Origin of the sequence: Streptomyces sp. NPDC008139, assembly GCF_042957025.1 — a bacterium.
In the GTDB taxonomy this organism is placed as follows: Bacteria; Actinomycetota; Actinomycetes; order Streptomycetales; family Streptomycetaceae; genus Actinacidiphila.
In genome coordinates this window covers 152921-168489 of record NZ_JBIBHM010000015.1, presented here as the reverse complement: position 1 = coordinate 168489, position 15569 = coordinate 152921, and the positions used below count along the sequence as shown (strand labels likewise).

Annotated in this window: 15 protein-coding genes; 8 read left to right on the top strand and 7 right to left on the bottom strand. The window is 72.3% G+C overall.

Annotation, left to right across the window (positions count from 1 at the left end):
* The coding region (locus ACFZBB_RS29220) for an MFS transporter (RefSeq protein ID WP_391128435.1) at positions 1 to 1184 on the bottom strand (1184 nt) is incomplete at its 3' end.
* 293 nt (positions 1185 to 1477) lie between these two features.
* Between ACFZBB_RS29220 and ACFZBB_RS29215 the strand changes: the two genes are divergently transcribed.
* Positions 1478 to 3277: a 5'-nucleotidase C-terminal domain-containing protein gene (locus ACFZBB_RS29215; protein WP_391128432.1), complete on the top strand. Its 1800-nt coding sequence runs from the start codon at positions 1478 to 1480 to the stop codon at positions 3275 to 3277.
* A gap of 17 nt (positions 3278 to 3294) precedes the next feature.
* Here ACFZBB_RS29215 and ACFZBB_RS29210 read toward each other — a convergent pair whose 3' ends face one another.
* The 6 genes from ACFZBB_RS29210 to ACFZBB_RS29185 all read right to left on the bottom strand — a co-directional run bounded on the left by ACFZBB_RS29210 (position 3295) and on the right by ACFZBB_RS29185 (position 9200).
* Positions 3295 to 4758, bottom strand: a complete 1464-nt coding sequence (locus ACFZBB_RS29210) for an ATP-binding protein (protein WP_391128429.1) — start codon at positions 4756 to 4758, stop codon at positions 3295 to 3297.
* Positions 4755 to 5495, bottom strand: coding sequence for a response regulator (locus ACFZBB_RS29205; RefSeq protein ID WP_391128545.1), 741 nt, complete (start codon positions 5493 to 5495; stop codon positions 4755 to 4757). Before ACFZBB_RS29205 ends, ACFZBB_RS29210 begins: the two co-directional genes overlap by 4 nt.
* A 48-nt stretch (positions 5496 to 5543) precedes the next feature.
* Complete coding sequence (locus ACFZBB_RS29200; protein WP_391128426.1) at positions 5544 to 5825, bottom strand: hypothetical protein; 282 nt, start codon at positions 5823 to 5825, stop codon at positions 5544 to 5546.
* A 150-nt stretch (positions 5826 to 5975) separates the two neighbouring features.
* Positions 5976 to 7157 (bottom strand): trypsin-like peptidase domain-containing protein, encoded by a 1182-nt coding sequence (locus ACFZBB_RS29195; RefSeq protein ID WP_391128423.1) that lies wholly within the window; start codon positions 7155 to 7157, stop codon positions 5976 to 5978.
* A 179-nt stretch (positions 7158 to 7336) separates the two neighbouring features.
* A complete protein-coding gene (locus tag ACFZBB_RS29190; RefSeq protein ID WP_355341893.1) occupies positions 7337 to 8362 on the bottom strand; it encodes a LacI family DNA-binding transcriptional regulator in 1026 nt (341 codons plus the stop codon).
* 43 nt (positions 8363 to 8405) lie between these two features.
* Complete coding sequence (locus ACFZBB_RS29185; RefSeq protein WP_391128420.1) at positions 8406 to 9200, bottom strand: winged helix-turn-helix domain-containing protein; 795 nt, start codon at positions 9198 to 9200, stop codon at positions 8406 to 8408.
* Positions 9201 to 9641: 441 nt separating this feature from the next.
* Here ACFZBB_RS29185 and ACFZBB_RS29180 point away from each other — a divergent pair, with 441 nt between their 5' ends.
* The 7 genes from ACFZBB_RS29180 (at position 9642) to ACFZBB_RS29150 (ending at position 15121) form a co-directional block, all read left to right on the top strand.
* Positions 9642 to 10496 (top strand): alpha/beta fold hydrolase, encoded by an 855-nt coding sequence (locus tag ACFZBB_RS29180; protein ID WP_391128417.1) that lies wholly within the window; start codon positions 9642 to 9644, stop codon positions 10494 to 10496.
* Between the two features lie 97 nt (positions 10497 to 10593).
* Positions 10594 to 10881, top strand: a complete 288-nt coding sequence (locus tag ACFZBB_RS29175) for a MoaD/ThiS family protein (protein ID WP_391049740.1) — start codon at positions 10594 to 10596, stop codon at positions 10879 to 10881.
* A gap of 1 nt (position 10882) precedes the next feature.
* On the top strand, positions 10883 to 12562 hold the full coding sequence (locus tag ACFZBB_RS29170) for a hypothetical protein (protein WP_391128414.1): 1680 nt from the start codon (positions 10883 to 10885) through the stop codon (positions 12560 to 12562).
* Between the two features lie 226 nt (positions 12563 to 12788).
* A complete protein-coding gene (locus ACFZBB_RS29165) occupies positions 12789 to 13490 on the top strand; it encodes an LmeA family phospholipid-binding protein (RefSeq protein ID WP_391128411.1) in 702 nt (233 codons plus the stop codon).
* A gap of 236 nt (positions 13491 to 13726) precedes the next feature.
* Positions 13727 to 13807, top strand: coding sequence for a putative leader peptide (locus tag ACFZBB_RS29160; RefSeq protein WP_355342331.1), 81 nt, complete (start codon positions 13727 to 13729; stop codon positions 13805 to 13807).
* Between the two features lie 167 nt (positions 13808 to 13974).
* A complete protein-coding gene (locus ACFZBB_RS29155; RefSeq protein ID WP_355341911.1) occupies positions 13975 to 14811 on the top strand; it encodes a sulfurtransferase in 837 nt (278 codons plus the stop codon).
* Positions 14812 to 14830: 19 nt separating this feature from the next.
* Positions 14831 to 15121, top strand: a complete 291-nt coding sequence (locus ACFZBB_RS29150) for a DUF1416 domain-containing protein (RefSeq protein WP_355341914.1) — start codon at positions 14831 to 14833, stop codon at positions 15119 to 15121.
* The last annotated feature ends 448 nt before the right edge of the window (positions 15122 to 15569 follow it).

Here is a 15569-nt window from a genome sequence, read left to right as displayed (position 1 = left end):
TACCGGCGGGCGGCCTCGGCGTCGGAGGGGGCGGCGCGGCGGGGGATCGGGATGAGGACGGCGGAGACGCAGGTCGTGGCGGCGGCGAGGGCGAAGCCGGGCCAGTAGGCGGTGGCCGAGATGACCGCGGCCATGACCGGCGGGACGACGGCGGCGGTCAGATTCTGGCCGGTGTTGTGGACCCCGAGGGCGCGTCCCGACCAGGCGGGGCCCGCGTGCTCGGCGGTGGAGGTGAAGGACAGGCCGTTGGTGCTTGAGGTGATCGCGATGGCGGCGACCAGCAGGACGGGGGTGAGCGGGGAGGGGAAGGCGGTGCTCACGGCGGTGGCGGCCACCACGGCGGCGGTCAGGACGGCGAGCTGCCGCATCGGCCGCAGCCGGTCGCCGACCCGGTCCGACCAGCGGCCGACCAGGATGCGGGACACCGCGCCCAGACCTTGGGCGACGGCGATGAGCTGCCCGGCGTGCACCGGCGACCAGCCGCGTACGTCGACCAGCAGCACCAGCGCGAAGGCCCCCGCGGTGAACTGCGGGATCACCAGCAGCGCGGCCGACCCGTGGATGCGGGGCAGCAGCCGCGACCCGCGGTACGGGTTCGGCGCGGGGCCCGCCGCGGCGGCCTCGGCGCGCGCCGGGTCGGCGGCGAAGACCGCGATCAGAACGGCGATGACGGCGCAGATCGCGCCGAGGAAGCCGAAGGCGCCGCGCAGCCCGTGCGCGGCGGCCAGCGGCGGCATGGCGAGGGCGGCCACGCCCATGCCCAGCGGGGTGGAGGTCTGCCGGATGCCCATGGCCAGCCCGCGCTCCTCGGCGGAGAACCAGCCCATCACCAGGCGTCCGCTGGCCGAGTAGACCGAGGCGCCGGACGCGCCTGCCAGTACCAGCAGCGCGCCGAGCGCGACCATGCCGTGCGCGGCCCAGGCGGCCCCGCCGAGGGCGCAGGCCGCGATGCCGAGGCCGAGCGCGATCACCACCCGCTCGCCCCACCGGTCGGCCGCCGCGCCCCACAGGTAGAGCGCGAGCACCAGACCCGCGGTCGGGCACGCCACCAGGAAACCGACCTGCGTGAGGCTCAGCCCCTGCTGTCCGCGCAGTTCGTCGGCCAGATACGGGACCCCGTACACGAAGGCGCAGGCCGCGGTCTGCGCGGCCGTTCCCAGCGCCAGCATGATCCAACGACGCACGTCGGAAGCACCTCCTCGGTGAGTGGGTGGTGCATCCAACTATGGCGGCTGCTCCGCAGTTTGAGACAGTTCGTTTCGCATCGTGAGACCCGTACGGCGACATCGCGCCACCGGACCTCCCCCGGACGATCCCGGCCCACCGGGCGGTAACCGGGTCTTAACCCCCGCCCCCCTGCCGCGCTACGCGCGTTGACTCTATGCTGCCCTCCGCGTGACCCGTATTTGACCAGTTGTTGACTTCATCTGGCGTCGGCTGACCCCAGCCGACGCCAGTCCTTGATCCGAGGGGATCCATGTCTCTGACGCGCAGAATCTCCGTCGCGGCCGTCGGGCTCGTGGCCGTCGGCGCGCTTGTCGCGGCCGGGCCCGCCCAGCACGGTGGCGGCCATGACCGGCCCGGCCACCCCGGAAAGCCGGGCCACGGGCAGTCCGGCAACACGGTCGACCTCCAGTTGCTGACGATCAACGACTTCCACGGCAATCTGGAGCCCCCGGCCGGCTCCTCCGGCCGCGTCACCGAGCAGCAGGCCGACGGCACCGTCAAGACCATCGACGCCGGTGGCGTCGAGTACCTGGCGACCAGCCTGCGCAACGCCCGCAAGGGCCACGACCGTTCGCTGACCGTCGCCGCCGGTGACCTGGTCGGCGCGAGCCCGCTGCTGTCCGGCCTCTTCCACGACGAGCCCACCGTCGAGGCGATGAACAAGATCGGCCTCGACGTCACCGGCGTCGGCAACCACGAGTTCGACGAGGGCAAGGACGAACTGCTCCGTCTCCAGAACGGCGGCTGCCACCCGGTCGAGGGCTGCTACGAGAAGGGCAAGAAGTTCAAGGGCGCCGACTACCCGATCCTGTCGGCGAACGTCGTCAACGAGAAGACCGGCCGCCCGCTGCTCGCCCCGTACACGATCAAGAACGTCAAGGGCGTCCGCGTCGGCTTCATCGGCGTCACCCTCAAGGGCACCCCGAACATCGTCACCGCGTCCGGTGTGAAGGGCCTGAAGTTCCTCGACGAGGCCGAGACGGTCAACAAGTACACGGCCGAACTGCGCAAGCAGGGCGTCAAGTCGGTCGTCGCGCTGATCCACGAGGGCGGCTTCCCGGTCTCCGGCACCTACAACTACGACTGCGACAGCGGCGGTCCCGGCACCGGCATCTCCGGCCCGATCGTGGACATCGCGAAGAAGATCTCGCCGGACGTCGACGCGCTGGTCACCGGCCACACGCACAACGCGTACGTCTGCACCATCCCCGACCCGGCGGGCAAGCCCCGGCTGGTCACCAGCGCCTCGTCCTTCGGGCGGCTCTACACCGAGCTGGACATGAAGGTCGACAAGCGCACCGGCGACATCGTGCGCACCTCGGTCAAGGGCAGCAACCACGTCGTGGACCGCGTCCAGCCCAAGGCCGCCGACATGACCTCGCTGATCACCCGCTGGAACGCGCTGGCCGCCCCGATCGCCAACCGCACCGTCGGCTGGATCAGTGGCGACATCGGCCGCACCGGCACCAACGAGACGCCGCTGGGCGACCTCATCGCCGACGCGCAGCTCGAATACGCCAAGACCCTCGACCCGACCACGCAGATCGCGTTCATGAACCCCGGCGGCATCCGCACCGACCTGGTCTACGCGGCCTCCGGCAGCGAGGGCGACGGCGTGGTCACCTACGCCGAGGGCTTCGCCGTACAGCCGTTCAGCAACACCGTGAACCTGGAGACGCTGACCGGCGCGCAGCTCGTGACCGCGCTCCAGCAGCAGGTCAGCGGGCCGAACGAGGCGGCGACGAAGATCCTCCAGATCTCGGCCGGGCTCACCTACACGCTCGACCTGACCAAGTCCGGTGCGGCGCGCGTCGTCGCGGACTCCGTCAAGCTCAACGGCGCCCCGATCGACCCGGCCGCGAGCTACCGCGTCGCGATGAACAACTTCCTGACCGGCGGCGGCGACGGCTTCCCCGTCCTCGCCCAGGGCACGTCCCTGCTGATCGGCGGCGACGACCTGGCCGCCTTCGCCAACTACCTGACCGCCCACTCCACGGCCGCGGCGCCCCTCGCCCCGCCCGCCGCCGACCGGGTCACCGTCATCAAGTAGGGCTCAGAGCACGCCGGTCATTCCTCGAAACCGGCGAATACGGTGGAGCCGCCGGACGACACGGCGGGCCCCTCGGGCGGCGCGGTCGGCGCTCCCGGCAGCCGGAGGGCGGCGAGCGTGCCGCCCCCCGGCGACCGGGTCAGCGCGACCTCGCCGCCCGACTGCTGCACCGTGCGCGCCACGATCGACAGCCCGAGCCCGCTGCCCGGCAGCGACCGTGCCGACGGCGACCGCCAGAACCGCTCGAAGACATGCGGCAGTTCGTCCTCCGGGATGCCCGGTCCGTGATCGCGTACGGTGAGCTGCCCGTCGGCCAGCCGCACCTCGATCCCGCCGCCGGGCGGGCTGAACTTCACCGCGTTGTCCAGCAGATTGACGATCGCCCGCTCCAACGCGGCGGGCTCCGCCCGCACATACCAGGGCGCCAGCTCCGCGCTGATCTTCAGGTCGGGCCCGCGCAGCCGCGCCCGCTCCAGCGCCGTCTCCGCGCTCTCGTGCAGCGCCACCACCTCAAGGGTCGGTACGGCGTCGGGGCGCGACAGCTCCTGCAAGTCGCCGATCAACGAGGCCAGTTCGGTCATCTGTGCCTTCACCGACGCCATCAGCGCCTTGCGGTCCTCCGGCGGGATCGCCCGGCCGGTGGCCTCACTGCGCTCCAACAGCTCGATGTTGGTCCGCAACGACGTGAGCGGCGTGCGCAGTTCGTGCCCCGCGTCCGCGATGAGCTGCTGCTGCCGGTCGCGCGACGACGCCAGCGCGGCCGTCATCGCGTTGAACGACGCGCTCAGCCGGGCGATTTCGTCCTCGCCCTCCACCGGGATGTTGACGTTCAGATCCTCGGTGCGGGCGATGTGCTCGACGGTCTCGGTCAACCGGTCCACCGGCCGCAGCCCCGTCCGCGCGATCCACAGCCCCGCGCTCGCCGCGCCGACCACACCGATCCCGGCGACGGCCAGCAGGACCCAGGCCAGGGTGGTCAGCGGGCGGTCGACATCGCTCAGTGGCCGCGCCACGGAAATCGCCGCCGGCTGGAGATTGATCCGTGCCTGTGAGGTGTAGACGCGCAGCTTCTGGCCGTTGGGCGCGGTCACCGTGTGGAGGGCGTCGCGTCGCTGGCCGTCCGCGACCGCGTGGTCAGCGGAGCCGACGGGGATGGTCGTACGGCCCTGCACCCAGCAGGGCGTGCCGTCGGAGAGCACCACCTGGGCCAGGGTGTTGGTGGTGATGAAGCCGACGGAGCCGCCGTTGGCGCCCTGCGCGCTGTTCATCGCCGGAACGCTCGACTGGCAGCCCTGGGTGTTGAGCGTGCGCGAGATCTGCTGCACCGGCACGATGTCCGGCTGGCGCAGCGACTTGTCCAGCTCGCTCATGAGCTGGTCGCGCACCAGCAGCCAGCAGACCAGCGACACCACCGCCACCGCCACGGCCACCGCCGCCGCGGTGAGGATGGTGAGCCGGGACCTCAGGGGGAGCCGCTTCACGCGTGGCCGCCGTCCGGGGCGCGCAGGACGTACCCCACTCCTCGTACCGTGTGGACGAGCCGTCGCATGCCGCCCGCCTCGGTCTTGCGCCGCAGGTACATGACGTAGACGTCGAGGGAGTTGGACGAGGGCTCGAAGTCGAAGCCCCAGACGGACTTGAGGATCTGCTCGCGGGTGAGGACCTGGCGCGGGTGGGTGAGGAAGAGCTCCAGCAGGGTGTACTCGGTCCGGGTCAGCTCGACCGGGTGCCCGTCCCTGGTGACCTCGCGGGTGGTGGTGTCCATCCGCAGATCGGCGAAGGTGAGCGCGTGGCCGCCACCGTCGCCTTCGTGGCCGACGGCGGCGTAGGAACTGCGCCGCAGCAGGGCTCTGAGCCGGGCCAGCAGCTCGTCCAGCTCGAAGGGCTTGACGAGGTAGTCGTCGGCGCCCGCGTCGAGGCCGGTGACGCGGTCGCCGACGGTGTCCCGCGCGGTGAGCATGAGGATCGGGGTGGTCACTCCGGTGGCGCGCAGCCGGCGCGCCGTGGTGAGGCCGTCCATGCGCGGCATGAGGACGTCGAGCACGATCGCGTCGGGGCGGTACGCCTCCGCCTGGTCGAGGGCGGCGAGCCCGTCCGCTGCCAGGGCGGTGTCGTACCCCTCGAACGCGAGGCTGCGGCGCAGGGCCTCCCGTACGGCGGGCTCGTCGTCCACGATCAGGATGCGGGCGGGGGCCTCGCCGCTGTCGCCGGGGCTCATGGTGTCGGGTACCTCACTGACGGACATCGGAATGGTGCCGGAACTCTCTCAGCGTCGCACGGCGCGCGTGCCGCGTCGTGCGGTCCCGCGGTGCGCGCGGCTCACGGGCTTCGCGGAGGCGGAGACCTCGGCGGGGCGCGGGGCCGCCTCCTGCCGGACGGCCCGGTCCGCCGCCGCGTCGCGGGCCGCGCCGGCCGCGACGTGGGCGAGCGGCAGGTCGAGATCGGCGGGCCCGGTGGCGACGGCCGCGCTGTGCGGACTCCAGGAGACGACGGCACTGAGGGCGCGGCGCAGCCGGTTGGCGCTGACGGTGAGGGTGCTGCTGCTCATGGCGTTCTCCCAGGGTGGTTCGGGGCGGTGCCGTTCTTTCCGGAGGGACGGAGGGACGGGGGGACGGGGGGACGGTGAGGCGGAGGGACGGTGAGGCGGAGAGGCGAGGGCGGCCCCTCAGCGGTTCCGCGGGTCGGCGGTCCCGCGGGCTCAGAAGCCGCCGAAGCCGCCGCTGCTGTTACCGCTGCTGCTGCTCCCGTTGCCGTTCCCGTTGCTGCTGCCGTTGTTGTCGGTCGTGCTGCTGCCGCTGGTGCCGCCCGCGCGCAGGCTCGCGAGGTCGGCCTTCACGGTGTTGATCGGGATCGCGAAGCCGAGGCCGACGCTGCCGGAGCTGCTGCCCGAGGAGGAGGCGTCCGAGTACATCGCGGAGTTGATGCCGATGATCTGGCCGCTCATGTTGATCAGGGCGCCGCCGGAGTTGCCGGGGTTGAGCGAGGCGTCGGTCTGGATCGCCTTGTACGTGGTGGTGGAATTGCCGGTGTCGCCGTTGTACTGGTTGCCGCCGAAGGAGAACGGCCACTGGCCGTTGCCCTGACCCCCCTGGCCTTGGCCCTGGTTCTCGTCGGTGGACACGGTCACGTCGCGGTTGAGCGAGGACACGATGCCGCTGGTGACGGTGCCGGTCAGGCCCTCGGGGGAGCCGATGGCCACCACCGAGTCGCCGACGGCGATGTTCGAGGAGTCGCCGAGCGTGGCCGCGGGCAGCCCGCTGGCGCCCTGCACCTTGATCAGCGCGAGGTCCTTGGCGGAGTCGGTGCCGACCACCGTCGCGGTGGCCGTCTTGCCGTTGCTGTACGTCACGGACACCGAGTTCGATCCGGCGACCACGTGGTTGTTGGTGATGATCTCGCCGCCGCTGGTGATGATGACACCGGCGCCGGTGGACTTGCCCGCGCCGGACGTCGCGTTGATCTCGACGATGCTGGGGCTGACCGCCTTGGCCACGCTGCTGACGCTGCCGTTCACGACGCTCGCGTTGACCGCGGAACTGGCCGTCGTCGTCGTGCCGTTGTCGTGCGTCGCGTTGCCGATGAGGGCTCCCGCGCCGCCGCCGATCACACCGGCCGCGAGCGCGACGGCGGCGAACAGCGCGACGGGCTTGCGGGCCTTGCGGCGGGGAGCGGGCGACGCCCCGGCGACGGCGGGCGTGGCGGGGTCGTACGGGGGCGGCGGCGGGAAGCCGGTCGCGGAGGGGGCGTCGTAGTCGGGGGCCTGGCGGTACTGCGGGGCCTCCGGCTCGGAGACCTGGGGGGCCTCATTGCCGAAGTAGAGCGGAAGCTGCGGTTCGTCCGGGTTCTGGTGTTCGCCGCCGGTGCGGCTGCTCTCGGTCATGACAATGACTCTGTGCCCGGAAGATGAGAGCTTCCTGAGCACTCGCTGAGAAGCCCGGCAGAAGTGGGTATGCCCCATATGAACAAGATCGGGAACGCCCGGTCCCGGCCGCCCGCGGCAGCCCGTACACCGCCGCGCGTACGGCTACGCGCGGCGACCGTACGCCCCCGCTCCCGCGGCTACCCGTGGCAGCCGCACGACCCCCGCACCACGAGCCGGGACGGGAACTGCCGCAGCCGCTCGCGCCGGGCGCCCGGCACCCGCAGCGAGTCGTCGAGCACCGCGTCCACCGCCGCCCTGGCCATCGCCTGCCGGTCGGAGGCGACCGTGGTCAGCGGCGGATCGGCGAGCGCGGCTTCCTTCACGTCGTCGAACCCGGCGACCGCGAGCTGTTCCGGCACGTCGATCCGCAGCTCACGCGCGGCGCGCAGCACGCCGATCGCCTGGTCGTCGGTGGCGCAGAAGATGGCCGGCGGCCGGTCGGGCCCGGCCAGCAGGCCCAGCGCGACCTCGTACGCGTCGTACCGGTTGTACGGGGCCTGGAAAAGGCGGCCCTCCGTGGACCGCCCCGCCTCCTGCATGGCCCGCTGCCAGCCGACCACGTGGTCGGTGACGGGGTCGCCGATCACCGGCGTCTTCTCCATGCCGCCGAGGCAGGCCACGTACGCGTGCCCGTGCTCCAGCAGGTGGCGGGTGGCGAGCTGCGCGCCGCCGATGTCGTCGGTGACCACGGCGATGTCGTCGATCGCCTCGGGCCGCTCGTGCAGCAGCACCACGCGCGCGTCCCAGGCGTCGATCTCGGTCGCCGCGTTCTCGCTGGGGCCCTGGCTGATCAGGATCAGCCCGGAGACCCGCATGCCGAGGAAGGCCCGCAGGTAGTGCACCTCGCGTTCGTCGAGGTAGTCGGAGTTCCCGACCAGCACCATCTTCCCGCGGTCCGACGCGGCCTGTTCCACCGCGTGCGCCATCTCCGCGAAGAACGGCTGGCGCGCGTCGGGCACGATCAGACCGATGAGGTCGGTACGGCGGCTCGCCATCGCCTGGGCCACACGGTCCGGGCGGTAGCCGAGCTGCTTGATGGCCGCGAGCACGCGCTCGCGGGTGGCCGGGGCTACCGGCCGGGGTCCGTTGTTGATGACGTAGCTGACGACCGCGGTGGACGTCCCCGCCAGCCTTGCCACGTCGTCACGCGTCACCTTGGGCACGTCGCGCAGTCTACGCGTGTCTATCCAGTCGTCACATGGCTCGTCATACGGTCTGTTCGGCGGATTTCAGCCGCTCGACGGGGACGTCCGCGGGCTCGTCCGCGCGCTGCGGCCCACGGCCCTGCGCGGCCTCGCTCCTGGCGGCCTCCTCGGCGGCCCGCTCGACCTTCTCCGGGGTCACGAAGCGGTATCCGACATTGCGGACGGTGCCGATCAGCGACTCGTGCTCCACGCCGAGCTTGGCCCGCAGCCGCCGTACGTGCACGTCCACCGTGCGGGTGCCGCCGAAGTAGTCGTAGCCCCACACCTCCTGGAGGAGCTGGGCGCGGGTGAAGACCCGGCCCGGGTGCTGCGCCAGGTACTTCAGCAGCTCGAACTCCTTGAAGGTCAGGTCCAGCACTCGGCCCTTGAGCTTCGCGCTGTACGTGGCCTCGTCGACCGACAGGTCGCCGTTGCGGATCTCCATCGGGCTGTCGTCCGTGGTGATCTGCTGGCGGCCCATGGCCAGCCGCAGCCGGGCCTCCACCTCGGCGGGACCGGCGGTGTCCAGCAGCACGTCGTCGATCCCCCAGTCCGCGGTCACCGCGGCGAGTCCGCCCTCGGTGACGACCAGCATCAGCGGGCAGCCGGGCCCGGTCGAGCGCAGGAGCTGACACAGGCTGCGCACCTGCGGCAGGTCGCGGCGGCCGTCGATCAGAATTACGTCGGCGCCCGGGGTGTCCACCAGGGCCGGGCCCTCGGCGGGCGCCACGCGGACGCTGTGCAGCAGCAGCCCGAGCGCGGGCAGCACTTCGGTGGAGGGCTGGAGGGCATTGGTCAGAAGCAGGAGAGAACTCACCGGCAGCTCCCGTCGGTCGTCCGGACGTTTCGTCGGTGTGCTCGTGGCTGTGCGCGGTTTCCGCACGCGGTGCGCTTGCTCATTTCCGAACCCTCCTCGGTCCCTGCGAGGACGTACCTCGTGCCGGAAAGCACGAAAGGACCCGGGGGCGACATTGCCCAGGTCCTCTTGCACGGAAGAATAGCCCACATGGACAGCCCTGCCGAGACCGATGACCAGCGTTTCCGTGTAGCACCGATCACTTCCGGCGACGGTAATGCCGCTGGGCGGAGAACGCTCCTGACGGCCGACGGCGTACGGATCGAGGCGGAACACCGGCCCGCCGACACGGAATCGGCGGTCGATACGGCGGACCGAACAGGTGATGTCCGGCGCGTCGAAACGGCCCGTGAATCGGGCGCCGATTCGAGGGGTGAATCGGCGGCCGAAGTGCGCGAATCGATGGCCGAAGTGCGCGAATTGGCGATCGTCGTGGCCCATGGATTCACCGGTGCGCTGGAGCGGCCCGCGGTGCGCAGGGCCGCCCGTGTCCTCGGCGGTTCGGCCGGTGTCGTGACCTTCTCCTTCCGCGGTCACGGGCGGTCCGGCGGCCTGTCCACGGTCGGCGATCTCGAAGTGCTCGACCTCGACGCGGCCGTCTCCTGGGCCCGCCGCCTCGGCTACCGGCGGGTGGCCACCGTCGGCTTCTCCATGGGCGGCTCCGTGGTGCTGCGGCACGCGGCGGGACAGACGGTGCACGCGGCGGTGTGCTCGGCGGCGGGGCCCCAGGACGTACGCGGGGCCGGTGTACGTGAAGGCGGCGTGCGTGAGGACGTACGACGGAATGTGCGGGTGGACGGGCGGGGGGTCGTGCGCCCGGCGCGTGACGGGCGCACGACGGCGCATTCACCGGCGCGTGTGGACGCGGTCGTCTCCGTCAGCTCGCCCGCCCGCTGGTACTACCGCGGCACCGCGCCCATGCGCCGCGTGCACTGGGCGATCACCCGCCCGGCGGGCCGCCTGGTCTCGCGGCTCGGCCTGAAGACCCGCATCCGCGCGGCGGACTGGGACCCGGTGCCGCTCTCCCCGGTCGAGGCCGTCCCGCTGATCGACCCGGACATCCCGCTGCTCATCGTGCACGGCGACCGGGACGGCTACTTCCCGCTGGACCACCCGCTCTCCCTGGCCGACGCGGCCGGGCGCGACCGGGCGGAGCTGTGGATCGAACCAGGCTTCGGCCACGCGGAGAACGCCGCGGACGACGCGCTGCTGCGCCGGATCGGCGACTGGCTGACGGGCCGCGTTCCCGCGAGGTGACGTGGACGGGCCATGATGGACGCCGCACCACACGTCAGACACGCACGGCGAGTGGCACGTACGACGAGCACAGGACAGAACGAAGGACGGAGCCGCGATGGCCGCACCCGACACGGCCGCGCGCCCGGCGGCGGGCACGATCCGCTACTGGGCCGCCGCCAAGGCCGCCGCGGGCACGGCGGAGGAGCCGTACCGCGCGGCGACCCTCGCCGACGCCCTGGCCGCCGCACGCGAACGGCACGCCCAGCGCCCGGAGTTCGCCCGCGTCCTGCTGCGCAGCTCCTACCTCGTCGACGGCAACCCCGTCGGCACCCGGGACCACACTTCGGTCGCACTGGCCGACGGCGGCACGGTGGAGGTCCTCCCACCGTTCGCGGGAGGATGACATGACCAACGAATGGCACGGCTTCCAGCCCGGCGACGAATCCGGCCGGCGGCCCGCGGACCCGGACACCGCCCAGGGCGACCACAACGGCCGCTCCCCGTCCGACCCGAACCACGCCAGGCACCGGGCCCCGGGTGACGCGCTTACCGGCGGTGGCTACGACCCCGGCTACGGCGGTCAGCTCCCCGGCGCGTACCCGGCCGAGGGCCACGGCGGCACCTACGGCGCCGACGCGCCCGGCTCCTACGCCCCCGGCTCCTACGCGCCCGAGGGACACGACTCCGGGTACGGCACCCAGGGTGGCCCGTACGGCGGCCAGGCGCCCGACGGCTACTCGGCCGCGGGGTACGGAGCGCCCGGGGACAACGGCGGGGCCGCGTATCCGGGCGGCGGGCACGGCGCGGGCCAGGACGCCGGGACCGGCGGAACCGGCGGCGGTTCGTACGGCGGCCAGGCACCCGGCGGGCCCGCGGGTCAGGGGTACGCGGGTCAGGGGTACGCGGGCCAGGGGTATGCGGCGCCCGGTGGCGCGTACGCCGGTGACGGTCAGGACGGTGGCGGGCGGCACGCGGGTCAGGGGGCCGGGGTCTATCCGGTCGGCGGCCACGACGAGGGGTATGGCGCCCGCGAGTACGGGGACCACCCGGACGGGGGCCGGACGTATGTGCCGGAGCCGCTGGCCGGGCCCATGCCGCCGTACTCGGAGCCGGGGGCGCCGTACGCGCCGCCGACGCCCGGGGACGCGTGGGGCGGGCACGCGGGAGGCGCGGACTGGGCCCAGGGGGCGGCGCACCCGCACCCGCAGGCGGGCGGGGTCGAGCAGACCGCCGTGCTGCCGGTGGTCGAGAGCCTGCCGCAGCAGACGCCGGGCAGGCACGGCGACCAGGGCCAGGGGCAGTCCCAGGCCCAGGGGCAGCCGCAGGCACCGGTCAGGACCGGCTCACCGATCATCGCCCCCGGGCTGGAGCCCGCGGCGCTGACGGCGGCGCTCGGCCTGCTGATGGCGGGCGGCGCGGCGCTCGGCAAGCCGGGCCTCGCGGTGCTGCTGGTGGTGCTCCAGGCGGTGACGGCGGCCGGATGGTTCCGGCTCAACGGCATGTGGCCCGCCCGGCAGGGCATCGCGCTGGCGTTCCTGTCCGGCGTGACCGCCGACATCGGCCTGCTGATCGCCGGTGACGACCACGGTCCCGCGGTGCTGATCGGCACTCTCGGCGTATGGCTGCTCCTCGTGCTCGTTCTGCAACTGCGGCACCACGGCTCGGCCGACGAACGCATGTCCTCGCTGACGGCGACCTCCGCGTCCACGCTGCTCACGGTCGTCGCGGCGGGCTACCTCGCCACCGCGGCCTCCCACGCCGGGTCCGATCCGGTCGTGGTCGGCGCCGTCGCGGTGGCCCTGGCCGCCCTCGTCCGCGCCCTGCCGCTGCCGGGCGCCGCCTCCGTCGTCGTGGCGCTGCTGGCCGCCGCGGCCACCGGCTTCGCCACCGGACCGGCCACCGGGATGAGCGGCGGGGACGCCGTCCTGATCGCCGCGGCCTGCGGTGTCTGCGCGCTGATCGGCCTGCGGGTCGCCAGCTACGACTTCCCGTCCCGTTTCGTGCACTTCACCGCGGGTGTGGCGCTGCCGCTGACCGCCGCGGCCCCGGCCGTCTACATCCTCGGCCGCGTCCTCACGGGCTGACGGCGACCACCGGCTCGATCCGCCCGCGCGGTGATCCGTCCGCCGGACGGTGATCCGTCCGCGCGGGCGGTGAATTGTTCGCACAGGCAGCGCACAGGTCACGTGCGCACCGTGTGAAGGGCGGATTGAGCCGCGGTAACGGTTGGCCGCGCGGGGAACCGTCGGGTCTGCCCCGCCGTCAGGGCTGAGGGGAGATCAGCGGGGAACGAGCGGGGAGCGACAGCACATGCGAGTGGCGCGGACAGTTCTGATCGTCCTGGTGATCCTCGGCGGCCTTTTCGTCGCGGCCGACCGGATCACGGTGTCGGTGGCGCAGAACAAGGCCGCCGACCGCGCCGCGCTCACCGAGGGCCTGACCACCAAGCCGAAGGTGTCCATCGAGGGCTTCCCGTTTCTCACCCAGGCCGCGAGCGGCAAGCTGGACGAGGTCAAGATCTCCGCGAGGGACATCGCGGCGGGCAACGGCGAGCAGACCCTGCGGATCGACTCCTTCCACGCCGACCTGCACGGCGTACGGCTCTCCGACAGCTACCGGCGGGCGGTCGCGGACACCGCCGACGGCATCGCCTTCCTCACCTACGAGGACCTGACGAAGGCCGCGCCCACCGGGATCACGGTCTCGTCCGCGGGGGATGCCAAGAGCAAGGACGGCGGCGCGCTGGTCAAGATCACCGGCGAGTTCATGGGCGCGAGGCTGAGCGTGCTCAGCGAGGTGACGGTGCGCGGCGCCGACGAGATCGGCCTCCAGGCGGCGGAGCTGCCGAAGGCGTTCACCGAACTGGGCCTTGAGGACCAGGTGCGGCAGCAGATCGACTTCACCCGGCAGCTCACCCACCTCCCCTCCGGGATCGCGCTGACGTCCGTGACCAGCACGCCGGACGGGCTGTCGGTGGCGGCGGGCGGCAAGAACGTCGTTCTCGCCAACTGAGACGGCGGTGTCCGTACCGCAGTCCTTCGCAGGTGGGCGGGGTGACCGTATCGCCCGATCGGGTGGTTCGGAACGGTCCGCCCTGGGGTATTAAGCCGCTCGTACGCCGTCGGCAGGCCGCCGGACGGGCCGCGACACGGGTTGCGCGACATGGTAATCCCGCCATGCGGACAATCTTGTCTCGGTATATGACACGACGGTGACACCTACGGGTTGATATCCCTACGATCGGGACCATGAAGCGACAGGCGGATCTCACGAAGCGGCGGGCAGTCGACCTGTGCCGCGTCGCCGCCATGCTCTGTCGCATGCCCTAGGGGTGGCGGTTCCTCCGTGCCGATGCCGGCCGCAACGGCCCCCGGCGCAGCCTGCCTCCCCTGCCTGCCAGGCGAATCCCCGCGCATCACGCGCATCGCGTATCTCTCGCAAGCCCCGCGCGCCCGTCGCGCACCGCACATCCGTACTGCCCCGGAGGAGAAACAAGATGAGCCGCAGTGACGTCCTGGTGGACGCCGACTGGGTCGAGGCCCACATCGACGACCCCAAGGTGGTCATCGTCGAGGTCGACGAGGACACCTCGGCCTACGACAAGAACCACATCAAGAACGCCGTCCGCATCGACTGGAAGACCGACCTCCAGGACCCGGTCCGCCGCGACTTCGTGGACCAGGCCGGCTTCGAGGCGCTGCTGTCCGCCAAGGGCATCGCCAACGACGACACCGTGGTGCTCTACGGCGGCAACAACAACTGGTTCGCCTCCTACGCCTACTGGTATTTCAAGCTGTACGGCCACGACTCCGTGAAGCTGCTCGACGGCGGCCGCAAGAAGTGGGAGCTGGACTCCCGCGACCTGGCCGTGGACGTGCCCGAGCGCCCCGCGACCACGTACAAGGCCAAGGAGCAGGACACCTCGATCCGCGCCTACCGCGACGACGTCGTGGCCGCGATCGGTTCGCTGAACCTGGTCGACGTCCGCTCGCCCGACGAGTTCTCCGGCAAGCTGCTCGCCCCGGCGCACCTCCCGCAGGAGCAGTCGCAGCGCCCCGGCCACGTGCCGAGCGCCCGCAACATCCCGTGGTCGAAGAACGCCAACGACGACGGCACCTTCAAGTCGGACGACGAGCTGACGGCGCTGTACGCCGAGGAGCAGGTCGACCTGGCCAAGGACACCATCGCGTACTGCCGCATCGGCGAGCGCTCCGCGCTCACCTGGTTCGTGCTGCACGAGCTGCTCGGCCAGGCCAACGTCAAGAACTACGACGGCTCGTGGACGGAATACGGCTCGCTGGTCGGCGTTCCGATCGAGCTCGGCTCCAACTGACCCCGGAGGACTGAACGTTATGTGTGGAGCCAAGGCCGGTGGGCCCGATCTGGCAGGAGTTGACGTGGCGAAAGAGACGATCATCCAGGGGTCGGTGACCCGCGACGGCGAGCCGGTCACCGGTTACGTCCGGCTGCTCGACGGCGGCGGCGAGTTCACCGCCGAGGTGCCGGTCTCCGCGACCGGGCAGTTCCGTTTCTTCGCGGCCCCCGGTACCTGGACGCTCCGCGCCCTCGTCCCCGGCGCCACCGTCGACCGCACCGTCGTCGCCCAGCAGGGCGCCCCGTCCGAGGTCGCCATCGCGGTCTGACCCCGCCGTGAAGGGCCGCACCCCGCGCAAGGGGGTGCGGCCCTTTGCTGTTCCCGCCAAAAGCCGCACCCTTGCTGAGCCGGACTGCGTCCGGCGGGGGGTGCTCGGCGGGTGCTGATCCGGCGTGGCGGGGGTTGTGTCGGGGGTGGGGGCGTGTCGCCGTCACTGGGCTGGTTTCTTTTGATGCGGTGCTCGCGCGGCTCGGCCCCCGGGGGGCCTCACCGGCTTCGTGGCGCTGAGCCGGACTGCGTCCGGCGGGGGGTGCTCGGCGGGTGCTGATCCGGCGTGGCGGGGGTTGTGTCGGGGGTGGGGGCGCGTCGCCGTCACTGGGCTGGTTTCTTTTGATGCGCCGCTCGCGCGGCTCGGCCCCCGGGGGGCCTCACCGGCTTCGTGGCGCTGAGCCGGACTGCGTCCGGCGGGGGGTGCTCGGCGGGTGCTGATCCGGCGT

What these genes read in the sequence shown, in the direction of transcription:
- ACFZBB_RS29215 (WP_391128432.1), top strand. Translation starts at nt 1,478, where the DNA reads ATGTCTCTGACGCGCAGAATCTCCGTCGCGGCCGTCGGGCTCGTGGCC.
- ACFZBB_RS29205 (WP_391128545.1), bottom strand. Translation starts at nt 5,495, where the DNA reads ATGAGCCCCGGCGACAGCGGCGAGGCCCCCGCCCGCATCCTGATCGTG.
- ACFZBB_RS29200 (WP_391128426.1), bottom strand. Translation starts at nt 5,825, where the DNA reads ATGAGCAGCAGCACCCTCACCGTCAGCGCCAACCGGCTGCGCCGCGCC.
- ACFZBB_RS29195 (WP_391128423.1), bottom strand. Translation starts at nt 7,157, where the DNA reads ATGACCGAGAGCAGCCGCACCGGCGGCGAACACCAGAACCCGGACGAA.
- ACFZBB_RS29180 (WP_391128417.1), top strand. Translation starts at nt 9,642, where the DNA reads ATGGCCGAAGTGCGCGAATTGGCGATCGTCGTGGCCCATGGATTCACC.
- ACFZBB_RS29175 (WP_391049740.1), top strand. Translation starts at nt 10,594, where the DNA reads ATGGCCGCACCCGACACGGCCGCGCGCCCGGCGGCGGGCACGATCCGC.
- ACFZBB_RS29170 (WP_391128414.1), top strand. Translation starts at nt 10,883, where the DNA reads ATGACCAACGAATGGCACGGCTTCCAGCCCGGCGACGAATCCGGCCGG.
- ACFZBB_RS29165 (WP_391128411.1), top strand. Translation starts at nt 12,789, where the DNA reads ATGCGAGTGGCGCGGACAGTTCTGATCGTCCTGGTGATCCTCGGCGGC.
- ACFZBB_RS29160 (WP_355342331.1), top strand. Translation starts at nt 13,727, where the DNA reads ATGAAGCGACAGGCGGATCTCACGAAGCGGCGGGCAGTCGACCTGTGC.
- ACFZBB_RS29155 (WP_355341911.1), top strand. Translation starts at nt 13,975, where the DNA reads ATGAGCCGCAGTGACGTCCTGGTGGACGCCGACTGGGTCGAGGCCCAC.
- ACFZBB_RS29150 (WP_355341914.1), top strand. Translation starts at nt 14,831, where the DNA reads ATGTGTGGAGCCAAGGCCGGTGGGCCCGATCTGGCAGGAGTTGACGTG.